Here is a 21,093-nt window from a genome sequence, read left to right on the forward strand (position 1 = left end):
AGCATCGTAGGGTAGGGTGCGCACCCGTGCGCACGCGGACGTTCGATCCGCCCGCGCCCTCAGATCAGTCCCTCGAACAGCAGCACATCGACCTCATCGCCGGCCGCCACATTGCCTTGTTCGTCGTGCAGCACCACCATGCAGTTCGCCTCCGACATCGAGCGCAGGATGCCCGAGCCTTGCGATCCCGTGATACGCACCTCCGGCCTGCCGTCCTCGCCGCGCGACAGGGCGCCACGCTGGTATTCGGTGCGTCCCGCCTTCTTGCGGATTGCACCCGCCGAGCGCGCGCGCACCAGGACCAAAGGCGCTTCTGCGCCCATCATGCGTAGCAGGGCATCGCGCGCAAAGAAGTAGAACGACACCATGACCGCCACCGGATTGCCCGGCAGCCCGAACAGGAACGCGCTCTTGCCGCCCGAGTTGATGCGCCCGAACGCGAGCGGACGCCCCGGCCGCATGCCGATCTTCCAGAACGTGACGTCGCCCAGGCGCGCCATGATTTGGCGGGTGTAGTCCGCGGCGCCCACCGATACGCCGCCCGAGGTGATGATCGCGTCCGCGTTCTCGCAGGCGTTCCTGAGCGCGTCCTCGAGCGCCTGCGGGTCGTCGCGCACGATGCCCATGTCGATGATGTCGCAGCCCAGCCGCTGCAGCATTCCGTAAATCGTATAGCGGTTGCTGTCGTACACGCAGCCGGGATCGAGCGGTTCGCCGATCGAGCGCAGTTCGTCGCCGGTCGAGAAGAATGCGACGCGCAGCCGGCGCTGCACGGGCACTTCGGCCACGCCCAGCGATGCGAGCAGGCCCAGGTCGGCCGGCCTTACGATCTTGCCTTGTTTGAGCGCCGCGCTGCCGGCCGTGAGGTCTTCGCCGGCAAAGCGCCGGTTGTCACCAAGGCGGATCGTGCCCGGTGCGATCGTGATGCAGGTCTCGGTTTCGTTCGCCACGAACTCCTGCGGCACCACGCTGTCACATCCGGCCGGCATCACGCCGCCGGTCATGATGCGCACGCATTCGCCAGCAGCCGGGACGAGGCTTGATGGCCGCCCCGCGAAGATCGTCCCGATCACCTTCAGCGTGGTCGGACCGTCTTCGGCAAGGTCGGCACCGCGCAGCGCGTAGCCATCCATCGCCGAGTTGTCATGCGCGGGTACGTTGATCGGCGAGATGATGTCGTCTGCCAGTACCCGTCCCAGCGCCGCGCGCAGCGCGACCTTTTCGATCGATCGGATCGGCGTGACGAAGTCGCGGATGATGCGCTGCGCATCGCGCACCGGCAGCGCGTCCGGGTCGTAGCCGGACAGGCAGCTGACGACGTCGGCCAGGCGTGCCGGACCGGCGTTGTCCATGCTGCGTAGTTCGTCGAGGGTATTGATGTTGCGGAAGGCATTCGTATCCTCGAACAGGACTTCGGCCGCCTTGAGCTCGGCGAACCAGCCGTCCACCTTGCGTCCGCCCTCAAGCAGGTAGCGCGCGAGCAGGGGCAGGCGGTCGACGCGCACTAGGCAGAACACCGGGTGTGGCTGGCGCCGCATGCCGGGTTCCTGGGTCGCGGCATAAGCGAGGTCGGCGTCGTGCTCGCGCAGGGCCGCGAACAGGCGTTCGGCCAGGTCGGCAGGCAGAAACGGGGAGTCGCAGGGCGCGGTGAGCAGGTAGGGCGTGCGGGCGCGGCGCATGCCGGCTTCCAGCCCGGCGAGCGGGCCGGCGAAGCCCGGCGTCTCATCGGGCCAGACTTCCACTCCCAGCTTCGCGTATTCGCCCTGGTTCTGGTTGGCGTTGATGGCGACCGTGCCCACCTGTGGGGCCAGGCGCTGCAGCACGTGCGCCGCCATGGTCGCGCCGCGAAATGGTTGCAGGCCCTTGTCGACGGTGCCCATGCGCGTGCCGCGCCCGCCAGCGAGGATCAGCGCGGTGATCTGTTCGTTCTTGTTCATGTTATGTCAGCCGCCAATGTAGGACATTTCGACTTTTTTCGCGCCGGGCTCAAAGCCGGGAGTAGCAATGGCGCGGGTCTCGGAATAGCGGTCGGCGCGGTTGCTCCAGAGCCCGGCGATGGCGTTGCCGATCTCGAGGTCGCTGCGGCCTTCGCGCAGCAGTGCGCGCAGGTCGTGGCCGCGGGTGGCGAACAGGCAGGTGTACAGTTTGCCTTCGGTGGACAGGCGCATGCGCGTGCAGTCCTTGCAGAAGGCTTGCGTGACGCTGGAGACCAGGCCGATCTCGCCACGGCCGTCGCGGTAGCGCCAGCGGGCGGCGGTTTCGCCGGGGTAGTTGGGAGCGATCGGTTCGAGCGGCATTTCGGCGTCGATGCGGCGCACGATTTCGCCCGAGGGGATGACTTCGTCCATGTTCCAGCCGTTGGAGGCGCCCACGTCCATGTATTCGATGAAGCGCAGGATGAACGGCGCGTCCTTGAAGTGGCGCGCCATCGGCAGCACCTGGTCGTCGTTCATGCCGCGCTTGACCACCATGTTGACCTTGATCGGGCCAAGGCCGGCCGCGTGGGCGGCGTCCAGGCCCTTGAGCACGTCGGCCACCGCAAAGTCGACGTCGTTCATGCGCTTGAAGGTGGCGTCGTCGAGCGCGTCGAGCGAGACGGTGACGCGGTCAAGGCCGGCTTGCTTGAGCGCGCGTGCCTTGCGCGCCAGGAGCGAGCCGTTGGTGGTGAGCGTGAGGTCGAGCGGACGGCCGCTGGCGGTGGGCAGTTCGCGCAGCATGCCGACCAGGCGCTCGATGTCCTTGCGCAGCAGCGGCTCGCCGCCGGTCAGGCGGATCTTTTCGACACCGTGTGCGACGAACAGGCGCGCCACGCGCGTGATCTCTTCGAACGACAGCAGGGCCGAGTGCGGCAGGTAGTCGTAGTCCTTGTCGAACACTTCCTTGGGCATGCAGTACACGCAGCGGAAGTTGCAGCGGTCCGTGACCGAGATCCGCAGGTCGTGCAACGGCCGCGCGAGGGCGTCCAGCACCGGCCCGGCCGGTTGCTGGAGGACGGGCGGAACGGCGAGTGCGGTCGCGCGCGCGTCGCTGATCATGATGATTTTTTCAGCCATGCCGATAGGATAGCATCAGGCCAGAGTTGTGTAGGGGCTGACCTGAGGCGTAGGGTGCGCACCTGTGCGCACGCGGACGTTAGCGCAGTGTTGGCACCGCAACTCAATTCAAGCGTACCGCGTGCGCACAGGTGCGCACCCTACGAGGCCCCAGGCCGCGTGCGTGGTCACAAGAAAAAGGGAAGCACGCGGCTTCCCTTTTTGGTCATCGACGCGTCACCGCATCACTGTCGGGTATCGACCTGGATCAGCGGTTCGTCGACCGGCGGCGGGGCCGGCTTGCGGGTTCGCCCGACGCGTACCGGCGGCTGCACTGCTGCCGCGGCTTCCTGTGCGGCGCGCAGCTTTTCCGGATCGGTCGATGCCAACGTCAGCCCAGCGTTGCTCAGCAGTTCGTTCAGGTCCGTCGCGGCCGCTGGTGCCGGCGCGGGCGCTGCGACAGCAGCAGCGACCGGCTCAGCAGCCGGAGCCTCGACAGGCGCCGGTACAGCGGCCGCTTCAGCCGCTGCAGCAGCGGCGGACGCTTTAGCCGCCGCAGCAGCGGCAGCTTCAGCCGCAGCTTTAGCCGCAGCCTCACGCGCCGCCTCGGCAGCAGCTTTTGCAGCCGCAACCGAAGCAGCGGTCGGGAACGGCCACGGACCGGTCGCCGGGACGGCGGCAGGCGCGGGCGCTGCCGCAGCTTCCTGTGCCACCGGAGCCGGCGCCGCAGCCTGTGCGGCAGCGAGTGCCTGAGCTGCAGCTTGTTCAGCCGCCTCCGCCACCGCGCGCTGCGCGGCGGCCTTGGCTGCCGCCACCGATGCAGCGGTCGGGAACGGCCACGGGCCGGTCTCGGTCTTGGCGCTTGGCGCCACCTCGGCCGCAGCCTTGGCTTGCGCGGCAACCTTGGCCGCTTCCTGGTCGGCTACCGGGGTGAAGGCCAGGGTCGCCTCGCCGGCTTGCGCCGATTCGATGCCCTCTGCCTGCTCGCGCTCGCGGCGGTTGCGATTGCGCCCGCCACGACGGCGGCGGCGGCGCGGCTCTTCGCCACCTTCAGCTTCGAACAGTTCGCCGTTCGGGCCGGTCGTGGTGACGGCCTTGACTGCCTGCTCCAGCTCGTCGCCGTGCGGGGCGGTCACTGCCGCTTGGGCCGATTCCACCGGTACTGCGGCGGCTTGCGCCAGCGTCAGGTCCTCGGCCTTGGCCTCGGCGGCAACCTGGGCACGCTCGCCGCGCTCACGCGGCTGGCGCGGTGCGCGTTCCGGGCGCTCGCCACGTTCGGCGCGCTCGGCACGTTCAGTACGCTCGCCACGCTGGGCGGTCGCCTGCGCTTCCACTGGTTCGCGCTGCTCACGCGGCTGGCGCGGCTGGCGTGGCTGGCGTGGGGCGCGCGCTTCGGTCTCGGCGGTCTTGGCCGCTTCTTCCTGTGCCGGCCCCTTCACGACCTGTTCGCGTTCCTCGCGCTCGCGTCCGCCTTGCTTGCCGTTGCGGCCACCGCGGGCACGCTGGCCGCGGCCGTTGCGCTCGCCACGTTCAGGCGCTGCCGCGGCCGGCTTGGCCGGGGTGGCCGGCGCAGGCACGGGCACGCTTGGTGTCGGGATGCCGAAGAAGAAGTTACGCAGCCGTGCGAAGAAGCCGAGCTGGCTTGGGGCCGGGGTGGCGGCCGGGGCCGGCTTGGCGGCAGGCTTGGCCGGTTCGCTGCGGTCGACCATCGGCGCCGGCGCGGCCGGGGTGATGCTCTTGACCACGGCTTCCTGGCGCGGCTTGGTTTCTTCCTTCTGGCGCTTGGCGAAGGCCATGTCGGTGTCGGCCGACTCGGCCAGCGTGTAGCTGGCGGCGGCTTCTTCCAGGCGCGGGTCGTCGTGCTTGATGCGCTCGAGCTTGTAGTGCGGGGTCTCGAGGTGCTTGTTGGGAATGAGGATGACGGCGATGCGGTGGCGGTTCTCGATCTTGAGCACTTCGCCGCGCTTTTCGTTGAGCAGGAACGCGGCCACGTCGACCGGCACCTGCACGTGGATGGTCGCCGAATTTTCCTTCATCGCCTCTTCCTGGATGATGCGCAGGACTTGCAGTGCGGACGATTCGGTGTCGCGGATGTGGCCGGTGCCCGAGCAGCGCGGGCAGGTCACGTGCGAGCCTTCGGACAGCGACGGGCGCAGGCGCTGGCGCGACAGTTCCATCAGGCCGAAGCGCGAGATCTTGCCCATCTGCACGCGGGCGCGGTCGTGGTGCAGCGCGTCCTTCAGGCGCTGTTCGACTTCGCGCTGGTTCTTGGCCACTTCCATGTCGATGAAGTCGATCACGATCAGGCCGCCCAGGTCGCGCAGGCGCAGCTGGCGGGCCACTTCGTCGGCCGCTTCCAGGTTGGTGTTGAAGGCGGTGGTTTCGATGTCGGAGCCGCGGGTGGCGCGCGCCGAGTTGACGTCGATCGAGACCAGCGCTTCGGTGTGGTCGATCACGATCGCGCCGCCGGACGGCAGCGGCACCGTGCGCGAGTAGGCGGTTTCGATCTGGTGTTCGATCTGGAAACGCGAGAACAGCGGCACGTCGTCGCTGTAGCGCTTGACGCGATGCACCATGTCCGGCATCACGTGGCTCATGAACTGGTGCGCCTGTTCGTAGATCTCGTCGGTGTCGATCAGGATCTCGCCGATGTCCGGCTGGAAGTAGTCGCGGATCGCGCGGATCACCAGCGACGATTCCTGGTAGATCAGGAACGGACCCGGGGCCGACTTGCCGGCGCCTTCGATCGCGCGCCACAGTTGCATCAGGTAGTTCAGGTCCCACTGCAGTTCCTCGACGTTGCGGCCGATGCCGGCGGTGCGGGCGATGACCGACATGCCTTGCGGCAGGTCGAGCTTGTCCATCGTCTCGCGCAGTTCCTGACGTTCCTCGCCCTCGACACGGCGCGACACGCCGCCGCCGCGCGGATTGTTGGGCATGAGCACCAGGTAGCGGCCGGCCAGCGAGATGAACGAGGTCAGGGCCGCGCCCTTGTTGCCGCGCTCTTCCTTTTCGACCTGGACCATGATTTCCTGGCCTTCGCGCAGCGCTTCCCGGATCGAGGCGTTACGCACGTCAACGCCTTCGCGGAAATACGAGCGTGCCACTTCCTTGAACGGAAGAAAGCCGTGGCGGTCTTCGCCGTAGCTGACGAAGCAGGCTTCCAGCGACGGTTCGATGCGGGTGATGACCCCTTTGTAGATGTTGGACTTGCGCTGTTCGCGACCGGCCGTTTCGATATCGATGTCGATCAGTTTCTGGCCGTCGACAATCGCTACGCGCAGCTCCTCTTGCTGCGTAGCGTTAAACAACATTCGTTTCATTTTTATAAACTCCGCGACCCGTGGGCCGTTGCCATGCCGCCTTGCCAGGGCGGCGAAAAGTACCGGGATATACGCGGGGAAGGGAGTTTGGAGGTGGGTATGCCCGGGCGGGGCGGGCGCGGACGAATATCGTTCTCGCGGCCGCCACGGGGCGCGGATGGGGTCGATCGTCATGCCGAAGGCACGCCGCGACTAAGGTCCCTTGCGGCCCGATCGGGGCGGCGCAACAAGACCAGTCAGGCGGGGTGCGACAACAAGCCAAACCGTAGCCAGCGAACAAACCAAGACTTCGATACTGAGGCGAACAATCAGCCTTTATTCTCTTCAGCCTTCAGATTGAGGCTTAACGACCGGGTCGGGCGCAAACGACAAGCGTTATCGACGCCATCAACCGGCGAGCTGGCTAACTGGCCAGCTTGCCGGTACTTATCCTTACAATTCCAAACAATCCAATCCTGCACCCCTGCGCGTTATCCGGTTACAACTGCGGGTGCAACCCCGACTCGCGCAAGAGCGTGCGTACACGTTTTTTTCCATCGAATTCGCAATTTGGCGGGGCCGATGGACACGCCCCTGTGTAAAATATCGTTTTAATTCTTACACCAGCAGAGGTTTGACCGCCGCCTGTCGATTATATATTCAAAATGAAGGACTTAGAGAGAATTTCTGGGAAGACAGAGCGAATGACCTTGCAAAACGATGTCGTTCCCCCTTCATCGCAGCCGGCAGCCCCCCAGGCGCAGTTCGTTACAATTACCGAGGAAGAAGCAGGCCAGCGCATCGACAACTACCTGATGCGCACTTGCAAAGGCGTTCCCAAGAGCCATATCTACCGCATCTTGCGTTCCGGCGAAGTGCGCGTGAACAAAGGTCGTGTGGATCAGCTGTACCGGCTGGAAAGTGGCGACCTGGTGCGCATCCCGCCGGTGCGAGTTGCTGAAAAATCAACATCAAACGCGGCCCCGGGCGCCGAGTTCAAGATTGTGTTCGAGGACAACCACCTGCTCGTGATCGACAAGCCGGCCGGGGTGGCCGTGCATGGCGGCTCGGGCGTGTCTTACGGCGTGATCGAGCAATTGCGTGCGGCGCGGCCGGATGCCAAGTTCCTGGAACTGGTGCACCGGCTGGACCGCGAAACGTCGGGCTTGTTGTTGTTGGCGAAAAAACGCTCGGCGCTGACCAACCTGCACGAGCAGATGCGCGTCGGCCAGACCGACAAGCGTTACCTGACCCTGGTGTCCGGCGACTGGCAGCACAAGCGGCAACATATTAAGTTGCCGTTGCACAAGTACACGACGCCCGAAGGCGAGCGCCGGGTGGTGGTGCAGGCCGGCGGCATGGAGTCGCACACAATTTTCAACCTGCTGCGCAAGTGGGAGAAATTTGCCTTGCTGGAAGCGGAGCTGAAGACGGGGCGCACCCACCAGATTCGCGTGCACCTGGCTTCTTCGGGCTTTCCGATCGCAGGTGACGATAAATACGGTGATTTTGCATTGAACAAGCAGTTGCAGAAGGCCGGCGGCCCGCTGCGCAGGATGTTTCTGCACGCGTATCAGATTACGTTCACGCACCCGGATTCCGGCAAAACCATGAGCCTGAAGGCGGCATTGCCAGCTGAATGCGAACGTTTCTTGGTAAGCTTGGGGAAACCATTGGCCTAGGACAAGCGCCAAGACCGTGCGGCGCCCCTACCAGATACCAGAATGAGGAGCCGGTCGCTAACATGCGTCCGGGAAACATGGCAAGAAAGCAATTTGATCTGATCGTTTTCGATTGGGACGGCACGCTGATGGACAGTACGGCCGCCATCGTCAAATCCATCCAGGCGGCAGCGCGCGACGTGGGCGTGCCGGTGCCAAGCGACAAGGCGGCCTCGCATGTGATCGGGTTGGCGCTGGGCGAGGCGATGTCGTCGGTGATTCCGGGCCTGGAGCCGGCGCTGTATCCCAAAATCGTCGAGCGCTATCGCTACCATTACCTGGCGAAGGACCACGAACTGGTGCTGTTCGACGGCGTTCGCGACATGTTGACGCAACTGTCGCAGGAGGGCTACTTCCTCGCCGTGGCTACCGGCAAGAGCCGGGTTGGCCTGAACCGCGCACTGAACGCGGCTGGCCTGTTGTCCGTGTTCGATGCGACCCGTTGCTCGGACGAGACATTTTCCAAGCCTCACCCTGCGATGTTGCAAGAGTTAACGAGGGAATTGGGCCAGGACATGCGCCGTACCGTTATGATCGGCGACACCACGCACGACCTGCTCATGGCAAACAACGCCGGGGCGGCAGGCATCGCGGTCGAGTATGGCGCGCATCCGGTGAACCAGCTTGAGGCGTGCAAACCGGTGTTTTCGGCCAAGACGGTGACTGAGTTGCACGAGTGGCTGATCGGAAACGCCTGATGGACCAGGTCTTTATCTGCGAGTCGGACGCGCTGGCCGAAGGCGGGAAAGGCGTGCGCTTTCCGGTCGTGGCCTACGGCGACCCGGCAACCGGCTTCGTGGTGCGTTACGATGGCAAGCCGTATGCCTACCTGAACCGCTGTGCGCATGTGCCGATCGAGCTGGACTGGTTCGAGGGCGAGTTCTTCGAGTCGAGCGGATTGTATTTAATGTGTTCCACGCACGGCGCGATCTACGTGCCGGACAGCGGGCTGTGCGCGGGTGGACCGTGCAAAGGCGGCAAGCTGCGGCCGATCGCGGTGCGTGAAGTGGACAACAAGATTTATTGGCAACCGGACGACCATATCCGGCCGCCGGCGGCGTGAAGCGCGCGAGGGCGCACGGCGCCTCCAAGGCATGCACGCCACGATTTTTGAATCGAGTTTATGAGCGACAATATTAGGAACGACAACCCGGACACGCGGCAGGCAACCAGCCCGACCGTCAGCCACTGGGAGCGAGAAACGCTCGAAAAGCTGGTATTTGCGACGATCAAGGAGCGGCGCGCAGCGCGGCGCTGGGGCATCTTCTTCAAACTGTCCTTCCTGGGGCTGGCATTGTTCGTCATCTGGGCCTATTTCGATTTCAGCCTGGGCGGGTCGGACGAGGCGATGGGCCGCCATACCGCACTCATCGAAATTAACGGCACCGTCGAGGCGGAAGGGCCGGGCGCGGCAGATACTGTGATTCCGTCGCTGAACAAGGCGTTTGCCGACAACGGGGCCGCTGCCGTTGTGCTGCGCATCAACAGCCCTGGCGGCAGTCCGGTGCAGGCCGGCATCATTGTCGATGAGATCAACCGGCTCAAGAAGGGCTATCCCAACAAGCCGCTATATGTAGTGGTTGACGAAATCTGCGCTTCGGGCGGCTATTACATCGCCGCGGCTGCGGACAAGATCTATGTAAACAAGGCGAGCATCGTCGGTTCGATCGGCGTGCTGATGGACGGTTTCGGGTTTAATGGCTTGCTCGACAAGATCGGCGTCGAGCGCCGCCTGCTGACGGCCGGCGCCAACAAGGGCTTTCTCGACCCGTTCAGTCCGCAGTCGGCGCAGCAGAAGGCGCACGCCCAGGAAATGCTCGACGAAATCCACCAGCAATTCATCGCGGTGGTGCGCGCCGGGCGCGGAAAGCGCCTCAAGGAAACGCCGGACATGTTCTCCGGCCTGTACTGGACCGGCGCCAGGGCGGTGGAGATGGGGCTGGCGGATGGTTTCGGCACCGTGGACACGGTGGCGCGCGACATCGTCAAGGCCGAGGACATCATCGATTACACCGCACACGAAGGCCTGCCGGAACGTGTTCTGAAGAAATTTGGCGCCTCCGCCGGTGCCGGGGCGGTCAAAGCCTTCACTCGCAGTTCGCTTCCCGGCCTGCGCTGACACGGGCGCGACTGCCGAAGCCGTCGCAAATCGTAGGGTGCGCACCTGTGCGCACGCGGTCACGGCATGCTGACTTGCGGCCGCGGCTTAACTACGCCACGTTCACGAACCGCGTGCGCACAGGTGCGCACCCTACGAACCCCGTGGCGGCCGCCGACCGAGTTCCATATCTCCGGCTGCCTCTCTGATCCGCCTCAATATTTCTCTTGAAAGTTCGCCCCGATGTCCTATATTGGACGTGTAGTTCTTTCCAAGGAGGGCGAGTTAAAAGTTCAGCCTGCTTTTTGCAACGTTTGAATTGAGAGGCTACAGGCCGCACGAGCGGGATTAGAGAGAATTCAATTCCTCAGCAGTGCTCCCAGTGGGAGAGGAAACGACGGCGCTTGCCGTCGTTTCCATTTGTGCTGTAGGAATCTGATTAGTCTTGGCAGAGTTTTGCTGAGTCCATCTGCCTCTCAAGAGCCGGGCACGACTGGTCGCGCGCCGTCTCGTCGTACTGGGTGAACCCACCCGCGTCGAGCCACGCCTGGAAGTTGCGCTCGGCCTGGTCGTACCACACGGCGCGCAGGAGCAGATCGCCGTGCCCGGTCAGTTGCGGCTCTTGTCCGCCAGTGCTCCAACGAGCAAGCGCCAGCCGGGTTGATAAAAGCGCAGATTGCTCGTGGGCGATTCTCGTGCGATCTTCCATCGAGCTGGTAACCTTGAAGGTAGGCATCCTCGGTCCTCTTGTTTGTCGTGTTAACTAATCCTACGGCTGAGTAGTCCTTGCTTCATTCGCGTAGGGCGATTCCTAATGCAATTGAAGTGTATCAATAGGAGGATTCCTAGGCTTGATTTGCGTCAAATGAGTGTTCTGCCGCAATGCGGGGCCCGCAGGTTCCGACGGTAGCGCTTTCCGCCGTATGGGCGTTCTGCTAAAGTCTCGCCCCATGAGCAAACTTTCCCTGGACCGGATCCTGCAATCGCAAGGTTTCGGCAGCCGTAAATACTGCAGGGCGCTGATCGAAGACGGCGATGTGGCCGTCAATGGCGCAATCTGTACCGATTACAAGACACCGATCGAGACCGAGGGCCTGGTCCTGACGGTGTTCGACGAAGAATGGACGTACCGCGAGCACCTGTATATCGCACTGTACAAGCCGGCCGGCTTCGAGTGCTCGCGCAAGCCGAGCCACCATCCGGGCGTGCTGACGTTGCTGCCGGAACAGTTCGAGTGGCGCGCCGTGCAGCCGGTCGGGCGGCTCGATCATGACACCACCGGATTACTGTTGCTTTCCGACGACGGTGCGTTCATCCATGCGCAATCGTCGCCCAAGCGGCACGTGCCGAAGGTCTACCAGGCCACGACGGCCGAGCCGGTAACCCAGGCACTGGTCGACCAGTTGCTCGCCGGTGTGCAGCTCGTTGACGAGCCGGCGCCGCTGGCGGCGGTATCGTGCGTGCAGCGCGGCGAGCATCAGCTCGAGATTGTCCTGGAGCAAGGCAAGTACCACCAGGTCAAGCGCATGCTGGCTGCGGCCGGCAACCATTGCGCGGCGCTGCACCGGTCGCAGATCGGTGGGCTTACGCTCGACTCGCTGGCGATCGGGGAAGGGGAATGGTGCTATCTCGAAAAGCCGCAGCTTGAGCTGCTGGTACCCGATTAATCTGCACCGGCCACCCGCCGCCTGACCAGACGGAGCGTCCTGACGACTCATGAAACTCGCCACTCTCAACGACGGTTCCCGCAACGGCCAGCTTATGGTGGTCGCGCGCGACCTGAAATCCGCCCACATCGCCGACGGCATCGCACCGACGCTGCAGTCCGCGCTCGACGACTGGAGCTTCATCGCGCCGCAATTAAATGAGCTGTATGCGCAGCTCAATGAGGGCAGGGCGCGCCGCAGCTTCGATTTCGATCCGGCGAAATGCATGGCGCCGCTGCCGCGCGCATTTCAATGGGCGGATGGATCCGCCTACGTGAACCATGTGGAGCTGGTGCGCAAGGCGCGCGGCGCCGAAATGCCGGAGTCCTTCTGGGAAGAGCCGCTGATGTACCAGGGCGGCAGCGATGATTTCCTGGGGCCGATGGACGACATCGTGCTCGCGCATGAGGAGTGGGGCATCGACTTCGAGGCCGAGGTGGCGGTGGTCGTTGACGACGTGCCGATGGGGGCGACGCCGGATGAAGCCTGGCTGCATATAAAGCTGGTCATGCTCGCCAACGATGTCTCGCTGCGCAATCTGATTCCGCCAGAACTGGCAAAGGGGTTCGGCTTTTTGCAATCGAAGCCGGCGACCAGTTTTTCACCGGTGGCCGTGACGCCGGACGAATTAGGCGATGCCTGGAAGGACGGGAAGCTGCACCTGCCGCTGCGCTCGACCTGGAACGGGCATCTGGTTGGGCAGCCGCATGCGGGCGTGGACATGGTATTCAACTTCCCGCAACTGATCGCGCATTTGTGCAAAACGCGTAATGCGCGAGCAGGCAGCATCATTGGATCGGGCACGGTGTCAAACAAGGATGCGTCGCGCGGGTACTCCTGCATCGCCGAACAGCGGTGCCTGGAGATGATCGAGCACGGTCAGGCGGTAACGCCGTTCATGCGCTTTGGCGACACGATTCGCATCGAGATGCTCGACGCGTCCGGCAAGTCGATCTTCGGCGCGATCGAGCAGGCGGTGAAGCGCTTCGAGCGCTGATTACATACTGCCACTCGCAGGGGCAAGCGAATCTTCCGTCCATGTGTTCATGGGCGGTTGTTTTTGCTTTGGGTCCCGACAACTTTCCAACGTAGGCACTACTCCAGTTTGTCGCGAACGGGGTCGTGCACCTCTCAGCAGCTCCCGCAGGCGCCGGGAACGGCGTAATCGGAGCGCACCTTCTGTTGCCGCCAGCCTGGCTACGGTCGAAGATTAGCAAATAAATTCAACGGAGCAGGCCGCATTGTTTTGCCAGTCTTTGGCTTTTGACCGGTATCAGATTTGTTCAATATTTTGTCGAAACAAAAGTTAATTGAACGTTATGTGAAAAACTTTCATGAAAATGTATCCAGTTATGTACGAATTGTATTTTTTGGTGAAAAAGTATTAATCGTGTAAAGACAATCGGTGAAAATTTTGTGGCGGGTTTGGTGAAAAGACACCCGAATTGGACGATTTCTGTATAGTTGATACAATGTGAAGTTGATTCACATGCATCTTCGCTTTGCTGCAAGCAGATAATAAATGTTCAAGTTAAGCACCAGTTTCATGGTCCTGGTTATAGCCACCACGACGCTTGCGGCCTCCGCTCAGCAGATGCGCAAGTCCGGCATGTCTGGTCAGGAGCCGGGAGCTGGCGAGGCTGCGGCAACTGCGTCTGTACTTACGCCGGCGCTCGTTCCTGCGCCATCGCACAGGTTGGTGATCACTGACACCGTGACGGATCCGGCCGGCGCAGCCGGTCAGGCTTCGGATACCGGCAATGACAGCCTGGAGCCGCGCCCGGTGGCAAAGCATTCAATTCATGAAAATGATGTGTCGAGTGAATTTCAAAAGTTCATCTTGGATAACCCGGCTGAGGTACTTCCGATTTTTGCTCCGCTCCTGAATTCCCCGGTTCCCGGCGATGACCTGTTAATTCGCGGTTGGGGCACTATCGCTAATAAACAGGAGCCGGCGTTATGCTGACTCACCTGTTGATCGCTGCGATGGTCGCGGCCGGTACGAGTGCAATTGCCAGTTTGGTGATTATTATCTCGCAAAGATGGCATGGCAAGCTGTCGCTCGATCATGACCTTGAGGGCGTTCAGAAATTTCATGCTCGCGCAGTGCCGCGTATCGGCGGCATTGCGATTATTACGGCTATTTCGCTTACACTTCTTTTTTCTTATTGCTTCACCGGCGATCTGCTATCTGTTTCCGCCTTTTCGGCGGCAGTGCTCCTTCTTTGCGCTGGATTGCCTGCTTTCGTCGCAGGGGTGACGGAAGATTTGACAAAGCGCGTCTCGGTCAAGGCACGTTTGCTCGCGTCATTGGGAAGCGCATTGCTGGCCAGCTGGTTACTGGGCGCCACGATCGATAAACTCGATATTTGGGGTTTGGACGCCTTGTTAACCTGGGCCCCCCTCGCTTTGGTCGTTACCGCGGTAGCCGTGGCTGGCGGTGTCAATGCCATCAATATCATTGATGGCTTCAATGGCCTGGCGGGCAGCACTGTCACCATTATGTTAGCTGCACTTGGCATTCTTGCCTGGAATGTCGGCGACGAGCTGGTAGCTCAGTTGGCGGTGGTCGGTCTCGGGGCTACGGCTGGTTTTCTTTTCATGAACTATCCTTCGGGACGCCTGTTTCTGGGCGATGGAGGAGCATATTTCCTCGGATTCTGGGTGGCGGAGATTGTTGTGCTGTTGCTCGTCCGTGATACATCGATCAGCGCTTGGCAGGTCCTGGCGATTTGCGCCTATCCGGTTATCGAAGTTTTGTTCAGCATCTATCGACGTCAATACCTTCGACAGGGTGACCCCGTGGCGCCCGACGGGCTTCATTTGCACACGCTGGTGTTCCGGCGTGTTGTTTCCCGCTTTATCGCGGATACTGATCACCCCTGGAAGCGCAATGCTGCGGTGGCTTGTGTGATTGTTCCCTGGGTCGCCCTGGGCGCGTCGTTAAGTCTTGTATTTGGAGATACAACACCATCCGCAATGCTGATTGTTTTCGGCCAGGTCCTTGCTTATATCGCCATATACCGTCGCGTGGTCCGGGGCCGATGGACTGCCCGCCAAAATACGGACGTGTTGAGCAGCGACGAAGTTCATGCCAATGACTGCACTGGGCGCGTTGCGCTATCGCCTGCCATACGACATGACGGGCACCCCTTATAACGCCACAAAGTTGCCTAAATTCACTAATTGAACTGAGGTTGCAGCAGGCGATTCTGCGCTTGTCAGCGAATTGAGGCGGATTGGGCGGGCATTTCAGGGCATGGCCGCGGAGCAACATCGGGGATAATGCCAGCTTGATGTGGTGCGCGACGCGTGTTTGAACGCGTGGGCGGGCAGGGGCCCACCCTACAGGACGCTGCGCCGTAATCAGGAGCGCGGGATGGCGGAAGAAAATGGCGCGGAAAAGACAGAACCCGCGTCACCCAGGCGATTGCAGAAGGCACGTGAAGAAGGCGACGTGCCCCGATCGCGCGAACTGGCAACTTTTACAGTATTGATAACGGCCGGTGCCGGCCTGTGGATGACCGGCGGCAGCCTGGTCGGCAAGCTGTCGTCCGTCCTCGAATCCGGGCTGGCGCTCGATCGCGAACAGATCTTCAATCCGGACGTCCTGCTGCGCCGCATCGCGGTCGATGTGGGCAGCGTACTGCTGGCCTGCCTGCCGCTGGCCGGCCTGATCATGCTGGTCGCGCTGGCCGCGCCGCTTTTTATCGGCGGCTGGCTGTTTACCTCCAAGGCATTCATGCCCAAGTTCGGCAAGCTCAACCCGATGCGCGGGCTGGGCAACATGGTGTCGACCAACGCGCTGATCGAACTGCTCAAGGCGATCGCCAAGGCCCTGCTGGTCGGCAGCGTCGCGTATCTCGTCGTGATGAGCCAGAAGGAAGCGGTGCTGGGGCTGGCGCTCGAGCCGCTGGGCACCAGCAGCGCGCACCTGGGCCGCCTGCTCGGCGTGGCTTTCCTGACCGTGGTCGGCGCGCTTGGCCTGGTCGCGGCCATCGATGCGCCGTACCAGATCTGGCGCTACGCGAAAAAGCTGAAGATGACGCGCCAGGAAGTGATCCAGGAATCGAAGGAATCCGACGGTAACCCTCAGATCAAGGGCAAGATCCGTCAGCTGCAGCGCGAAATGGCGAGGAGCCGCATGATGGCCGCAGTGCCGACCGCCGATGTGGTGGTGACCAACCCGACCCACTTCGCCGTGGCGCTGAAGTACACCGACGGCCAGCGCGGCGCGCCGCAGGTGGTGGCCAAGGGCGCCGACGAAGTGGCGGCCAGGATTCGCGAGATCGCGCAGGAGCACAAGGTGGCGATGCTGGAAGCGCCGCCGTTGGCGCGTGCGCTGTACAAGCACACCGACATCGGCGATGAGATCCCGCCGGCCTTGTACTCGGCGGTGGCCGAGGTGCTGGCCTATGTATTCCAGCTGCGGACGTGGAACAAGTCCGGCGGCCACTATCCGGATCGGCCGACCAGGCTGGCGGTGCCGCCGGAGATGGACCCGCTTAATCCGGCATCAACAAAGCGGGAAGACGATGACCCCGGCGCTAACTTGCACTGAACATGGAAAGGCAGCGAGTTTGCCAGCCCGGCATCCGGTCCGCGCTATGCGAGGTCGACGGCCAGCTGGTAACTCAGGAATGAAGAATATGGGAGTCGCCCAATGAACCGCCTCAAACTGCCGGCCTGGCTGACCGGCCTTGCCAACCGCGGCGGCAATGCGATGGCCGCGCCGGTCCTCATCGTCCTGCTGCTGGCGATGATGATCCTGCCGCTGCCGGCCTTTCTGCTGGACGTGTTCTTCAGCTTTAATATCGCGCTGTCGGTGATCGTGCTGCTCACCGCCCTGTACACGGTCAAGCCGCTCGACTTCATGGCGTTCCCGGCGATCCTGCTGGTGTCGACGATGCTGCGCCTGTCGCTCAACGTCGCGTCCACCCGCGTGGTGCTCTCGGAAGGGCATACCGGCGGCGCCGCGGCCGGCAAGGTGATCGAGGCCTTTGGCCACTTCCTCATCGGCGGCAATTACACGGTCGGCCTGGTGGTGTTCGTGATCCTCACGATCATCAACTTCACGGTGGTGACCAAGGGCGCGGGCCGTATTGCGGAAGTGGGCGCGCGCTTCGCCCTGGATGCGATGCCGGGCAAGCAGATGGCGATCGACGCCGACCTGAATGCGGGCCTGATCGGCGAGAAGGATGCGCGCCGCCGCCGCTCCGAAGTGGCGCAGGAAGCCGAGTTCTACGGCGCGATGGACGGTGCGTCCAAGTATGTGCGCGGCGACGCCGTGGCCGGCATCATGGTCACGGTCATCAACGTGATCGGTGGCCTGATCGTCGGCATGGTCCAGCACGACATGGCGTTCGGCGACGCGATCAAGAACTACACGCTGCTTGCGATCGGTGACGGCCTGGTCGCGCAGATCCCGTCGCTGATCATCTCGGTGGCCGCCGGTATGGTGGTTTCGCGCGTGGCCAGCGACCAGGACATCGGCGGCCAGCTGGTGACCCAGCTGTTCGCCAAGCCCGAGGTGCTGTACATCACCGGCGCCATCCTGGGCGGCATGGGCCTGATCCCGGGCATGCCCAACCTGGTGTTCCTGCTGCTTGGCAGTGCGCTGCTGGGCGCGGGCTACCTGGTCGAAAAGCGCGCCAAGGGCAAACCGGCGCAGGAGGCTGCGGCGGCGGAAGCGGCGGCCGCGAGCGCCGCAGCCACGCCGCCGGAGCAGGAAGAGGCGGGCTGGCAGGACATCATGCCGGTCGATACCCTGGGCCTGGAAGTGGGCTACCGCCTGATCCCGCTGGTCGACAAGACGCAGGGCGGCGAACTGCTCAAGCGGATCAAGGGCATCCGCAAGAAGTTTGCGCAGGAAGTCGGCTTTCTTGCGCCGCCGGTGCACATCCGCGACAACCTCGAACTGCGGCCCTCAAGCTACCGCATCACGCTCAAGGGCGTGGAAGTCGGGGTGGGCGAGGCGATCAACGGAAGCTACCTGGCGATCAACCCGGGCATGGCAAGCGGCACGCTGCCGGGCACGCCGACCACCGACCCGGCGTTCGGGCTGCCGGCCACCTGGATCGACGCCAACCTTCGCGACGAGGCGCAGAGCATGGGCTACACCGTGGTCGATGCGAGCACGGTCGTGGCCACGCACCTGAATCACCTGATCACCACGCACGCTTCCGAGCTGCTGGGCCGGATGGAAGTGCAGGCGCTGCTCGATCACCTGGCCAAGGAGACGCCCAAGCTGGTGGAGGACCTGGTGCCCAAGCTGGTGTCGCTGTCCACGCTGCAGAAGGTGCTGCAAAACCTGCTGGCGGAGGGTGTGCACATCCGTGACATGCGGACCATCATCGAGACCTTGTCCGAACATGCGCCGCAAATCCAGGACGCGAACGACCTGACATCGCTGGTACGCATTGCGCTGGGCCGCGCGATCGTGCAGCAGCTGTTCCCGGGCACGAACGAGCTGTCGGTGATGACGCTCGATAACCGGCTCGAGCGCCTGCTGATGCAGGCCATGTCGGCGGGCGGCGACGGTACCGGCATCGAGCCGGGACTGGCCGACACGATCGCGCAGCAGGCCGGGGTGGCGGCGCAGCAGCAGGAGGCGATGGGACTGACGCCGGTGCTGCTGGTGCCGGGACCGCTGCGCACCCTGTTGTCGCGCTTCCTGCGGCGCGCGCTGCCGCAGTTGAAGGTGCTGTCGCATTCCGAGATCCCTGAGACCAAGACGATCCGGGTCACGAGCCTCGTCGGCGCGCAGATGTAGTGCCTGGCGCACCTGTTGCCATGAAAATGGCCGGGATGGGCTACCAGCCAGCGCATCACAAGGGCAGGCAGAACTTCCGCCGTCGTTCCCGGCACTGCCGGAAACGACGGGCAAACGCTTATGCGGTAGTGCATGTTGTCCAGACTGCAAATCGCCGGGCCGTTCATCCCAGGTGGAAATGGGTGGCTTTCCCCCGCCTTTTCCCCCGATGGTTTCCTCTAGGCATCGTCAATAATCCTAGCTGTAAGAAAGGGCCAATGTGCCCCGACAGGACGACGGAGCTGATTGCAGATGGGCGGAGACCAACGATGAACGTGAAGAAATTTACAGCGGAGACTTCCCGCGATGCCCTGCGCAAGGTGCGCGAGGCGCTCGGGCCCGACGCCGTCATCCTGTCCAACCGCCCGGTGGGCGGCGTGGTCGAGATCCTCGCGATCGACAACAACGACGTGGCCTCGCTCGCCGCGCCGCCGGTCGAATCCGAGATGGCCCAGCCCAGGCCGCAGTTGCAGCAATTGCACGAGCCGGCGCCGCACAGCGCGTTCGCCGAGCAGAACTACGCCAACCGCAGCGCGCCGCAGCCTGCGTTCGACATGGACGCGATGACGTCGATGGTGTCGGCCGCGTTGGTCAAGGCCAAGGAATCGACCGTCGCCGAGATGAGCGGCATGATGAACGAACTACGCGCGATGCGCGGCCTGATGGAGACCCAACTGGCCGAGCTGTCCTGGGGCGCCACCCAGCAGCGCGAACCGCAGAAGGCCGGCGTGCTGCGCGAGATGCTGGCCGCCGGTTTTTCCGCCACGCTGGCGCGCTACCTGGTCGACAAGCTCCCGGCCAACAAGGACGCCGCCCAGTCGCTGCGCTGGATTAAGACCGTCCTGGCGCGCAACCTGGTCGCGATGTCCAACGAAGACGCGATCCTCGAACAGGGCGGCGTGTTCGCCCTGGTCGGCCCGACCGGCGTGGGCAAGACCACCTCCACCGCCAAGCTGGCCGCGCGCTGCGTGATGCGCCACGGCCCGAACAAGCTGGCCCTGATCACCACCGATGCCTACCGTATCGGCGGCCACGAGCAGCTGCGCATCTACGGCAAGATCCTCGGCGTGATGGTGCACTCGGTGAAGGACGAGGCCGACCTGCGCATCGCGCTCAAGGAACTGAAGAACAAGCACACGGTCCTGATCGACACGATCGGCATGTCGCAGCGCGACCAGATGGTCACCGAGCAGGTGGCGATGCTGTCCGGCTCGGGCGCCGACGTGAAGCGCCTGCTGTGCCTGAACGCGACCTCGACCAACGAGACCCTGAACGAAGTGGTGCGCGCGTACCAGGGGTCGGGCCTGGCTGGCGTGATCATGACCAAGCTCGACGAAGCGGCTTCGATCGGCGGCGTGCTCGACGTCCTGGTCCGCCAGAAGCTCAACCTGCACTACATCTCCAATGGCCAGCGCGTGCCGGAAGACCTGCACCTGGCCGATCGCGCCATGCTGATCGATCGCGCGTTCCGTTCGCGCCGCGAGGCGGCATCGCAGATCGCGGATGCCGACCTGCCGTTGATGATGGCGCACACCGGCAACGTGGACCACGACCGCAGCCTGCGCGAGGTGTCGATTGGCTAGCTTCGATTTTGACCAGGCCGAGGGCCTGCGCCGGATGCTGGCCGGCCCCAAACCGCGCATCGTCACCTTCCTTTCCGCCACGCCTGCCGATGACAGGGGCGCCATGCTGGTCAACCTGGGCGCGTCGCTGGCCCAGGCGGGCAATGATGTGCTGATCGCCGATGCGTGCGAGCGCGAATATGGCGTGGCGCAAAGGCTGGGCGTCGATGGCGGCGCTTCGCTGCTGCAGGTGGCGCAGCAGGAATGCGCGCTTAACGAGGTGATCACGCCTGTTCCGCAAGGGTTCTCTGTTGTGAAGCTCGCGCGCGGACCGCGCGGCAAGGGCGCCGCACGGCCGGCGGGCCCGGACGATATCCGGCGCCTGGCCAACACCTTTGACGTGATGGTCAAGCAGGCCGGCATCGTCATGGTCGATGGCGAGTTCTCGCCCGATAACGGCTTTCCGCTGCCGGTGATGGCAAGCTCGGAAATTGTGGTCCAGGTCTCGACCAGCGCCACCTCGATCACCAACGCCTACGCATTGATCAAACGCTTGTCGCAGCAATTTGGCCGTCGTCCGTTCGGTATCCTTGTCACAGGCGCTACCGAAGCCGAGGCAAAGGTGGTATACGATAATATGGCATCTGCGGCAACACGTTACCTTGCCGTAACGCTAACATCGATGGGCTCCGTGCCCGCCGACGAATACCTGCACCGTGCGGCGCGGCTGGGCCGCGCGGTGGTCGATGCGTTCCCGCTGGCCGGTGCTTCGGTCGCGTTCCGACAGTTGGCGGGGCGTTTTGCGCTGCCGAAGGTCCCATCGTTTGGTCAGGGGAGCAGCGCGCATTTTGGTACTTAAGA

Annotated in this window: 16 protein-coding genes; 12 read left to right on the forward strand and 4 right to left on the reverse strand. The window is 63.4% G+C overall.

The window, feature by feature from the left end; translation table 11 throughout:
- Positions 1-59 precede the first annotated feature (59 nt).
- The 3 genes from moeA to E4O92_RS11080 form a co-directional block, all read right to left on the reverse strand.
- The gene (gene moeA, locus E4O92_RS11070; protein ID WP_135189832.1) at positions 60-1,937 is read right to left on the reverse strand and encodes a molybdopterin molybdotransferase MoeA; all 1,878 of its coding nucleotides are present in this window, start codon (positions 1,935-1,937) and stop codon (positions 60-62) included.
- Positions 1,938-1,943: 6 nt separating this feature from the next.
- The gene (gene moaA / locus E4O92_RS11075; protein ID WP_135189833.1) at positions 1,944-3,053 is read right to left on the reverse strand and encodes a GTP 3',8-cyclase MoaA; all 1,110 of its coding nucleotides are present in this window, start codon (positions 3,051-3,053) and stop codon (positions 1,944-1,946) included.
- A 224-nt stretch (positions 3,054-3,277) separates the two neighbouring features.
- Complete coding sequence (locus E4O92_RS11080; RefSeq protein WP_135189834.1) at positions 3,278-6,355, reverse strand: Rne/Rng family ribonuclease; 3,078 nt, start codon at positions 6,353-6,355, stop codon at positions 3,278-3,280.
- Between the two features lie 683 nt (positions 6,356-7,038).
- Between E4O92_RS11080 and E4O92_RS11085 the strand changes: the two genes are divergently transcribed.
- The 4 genes from E4O92_RS11085 to E4O92_RS11100 all read left to right on the forward strand — a co-directional run bounded on the left by E4O92_RS11085 (position 7,039) and on the right by E4O92_RS11100 (position 10,174).
- Entirely contained in the window at positions 7,039-8,016 is a 978-nt protein-coding gene (locus E4O92_RS11085) for an RluA family pseudouridine synthase (RefSeq protein WP_135189835.1), read from the forward strand.
- A 77-nt stretch (positions 8,017-8,093) separates the two neighbouring features.
- Positions 8,094-8,753, forward strand: coding sequence for an HAD-IIIA family hydrolase (locus E4O92_RS11090; RefSeq protein WP_135189836.1), 660 nt, complete (start codon positions 8,094-8,096; stop codon positions 8,751-8,753).
- Positions 8,753-9,118: a Rieske (2Fe-2S) protein gene (locus E4O92_RS11095; protein WP_135189837.1), complete on the forward strand. Its 366-nt coding sequence runs from the start codon at positions 8,753-8,755 to the stop codon at positions 9,116-9,118. The genes E4O92_RS11090 and E4O92_RS11095 overlap by 1 nt, the downstream gene beginning before the upstream one ends.
- A gap of 60 nt (positions 9,119-9,178) precedes the next feature.
- The gene (locus E4O92_RS11100) at positions 9,179-10,174 is read left to right on the forward strand and encodes a S49 family peptidase (protein ID WP_135189838.1); all 996 of its coding nucleotides are present in this window, start codon (positions 9,179-9,181) and stop codon (positions 10,172-10,174) included.
- A 418-nt stretch (positions 10,175-10,592) separates the two neighbouring features.
- Here E4O92_RS11100 and E4O92_RS11105 read toward each other — a convergent pair whose 3' ends face one another.
- Positions 10,593-10,889: a hypothetical protein gene (locus E4O92_RS11105; RefSeq protein ID WP_135189839.1), complete on the reverse strand. Its 297-nt coding sequence runs from the start codon at positions 10,887-10,889 to the stop codon at positions 10,593-10,595.
- Positions 10,890-11,103: 214 nt separating this feature from the next.
- On the opposite strand from E4O92_RS11105, the gene E4O92_RS11110 reads away from it, so the two are divergent.
- The 8 genes from E4O92_RS11110 (at position 11,104) to E4O92_RS11145 (ending at position 21,091) form a co-directional block, all read left to right on the forward strand.
- Positions 11,104-11,820 carry a pseudouridine synthase gene (locus E4O92_RS11110; RefSeq protein ID WP_135189840.1) on the forward strand — a complete coding sequence of 239 codons (717 nt, stop codon included), beginning with the start codon at positions 11,104-11,106 and terminating at the stop codon, positions 11,818-11,820.
- A gap of 49 nt (positions 11,821-11,869) precedes the next feature.
- Complete coding sequence (locus E4O92_RS11115) at positions 11,870-12,856, forward strand: fumarylacetoacetate hydrolase family protein (RefSeq protein WP_135189841.1); 987 nt, start codon at positions 11,870-11,872, stop codon at positions 12,854-12,856.
- Positions 12,857-13,381: 525 nt separating this feature from the next.
- A complete protein-coding gene (locus E4O92_RS11120; RefSeq protein ID WP_135189842.1) occupies positions 13,382-13,825 on the forward strand; it encodes a hypothetical protein in 444 nt (147 codons plus the stop codon).
- Complete coding sequence (locus tag E4O92_RS11125; protein ID WP_135189843.1) at positions 13,819-15,018, forward strand: MraY family glycosyltransferase; 1,200 nt, start codon at positions 13,819-13,821, stop codon at positions 15,016-15,018. The genes E4O92_RS11120 and E4O92_RS11125 overlap by 7 nt, the downstream gene beginning before the upstream one ends.
- A 220-nt stretch (positions 15,019-15,238) precedes the next feature.
- Positions 15,239-16,420 (forward strand): flagellar biosynthesis protein FlhB, encoded by a 1,182-nt coding sequence (flhB, locus tag E4O92_RS11130; RefSeq protein ID WP_135189844.1) that lies wholly within the window; start codon positions 15,239-15,241, stop codon positions 16,418-16,420.
- A 102-nt stretch (positions 16,421-16,522) separates the two neighbouring features.
- Entirely contained in the window at positions 16,523-18,631 is a 2,109-nt protein-coding gene (gene flhA, locus E4O92_RS11135) for a flagellar biosynthesis protein FlhA (protein WP_135189845.1), read from the forward strand.
- A 308-nt stretch (positions 18,632-18,939) separates the two neighbouring features.
- Positions 18,940-20,253 carry a flagellar biosynthesis GTPase FlhF gene (gene flhF / locus E4O92_RS11140; protein WP_135189846.1) on the forward strand — a complete coding sequence of 438 codons (1,314 nt, stop codon included), beginning with the start codon at positions 18,940-18,942 and terminating at the stop codon, positions 20,251-20,253.
- Entirely contained in the window at positions 20,246-21,091 is an 846-nt protein-coding gene (locus E4O92_RS11145; RefSeq protein WP_135189847.1) for a MinD/ParA family ATP-binding protein, read from the forward strand. The genes flhF and E4O92_RS11145 overlap by 8 nt, the downstream gene beginning before the upstream one ends.
- Positions 21,092-21,093 lie beyond the last annotated feature (2 nt).

It is taken from the genome of Massilia horti (assembly GCF_004614195.1).
GTDB classification, from domain to species: domain Bacteria; phylum Pseudomonadota; class Gammaproteobacteria; order Burkholderiales; family Burkholderiaceae_D; genus Telluria; species Telluria horti.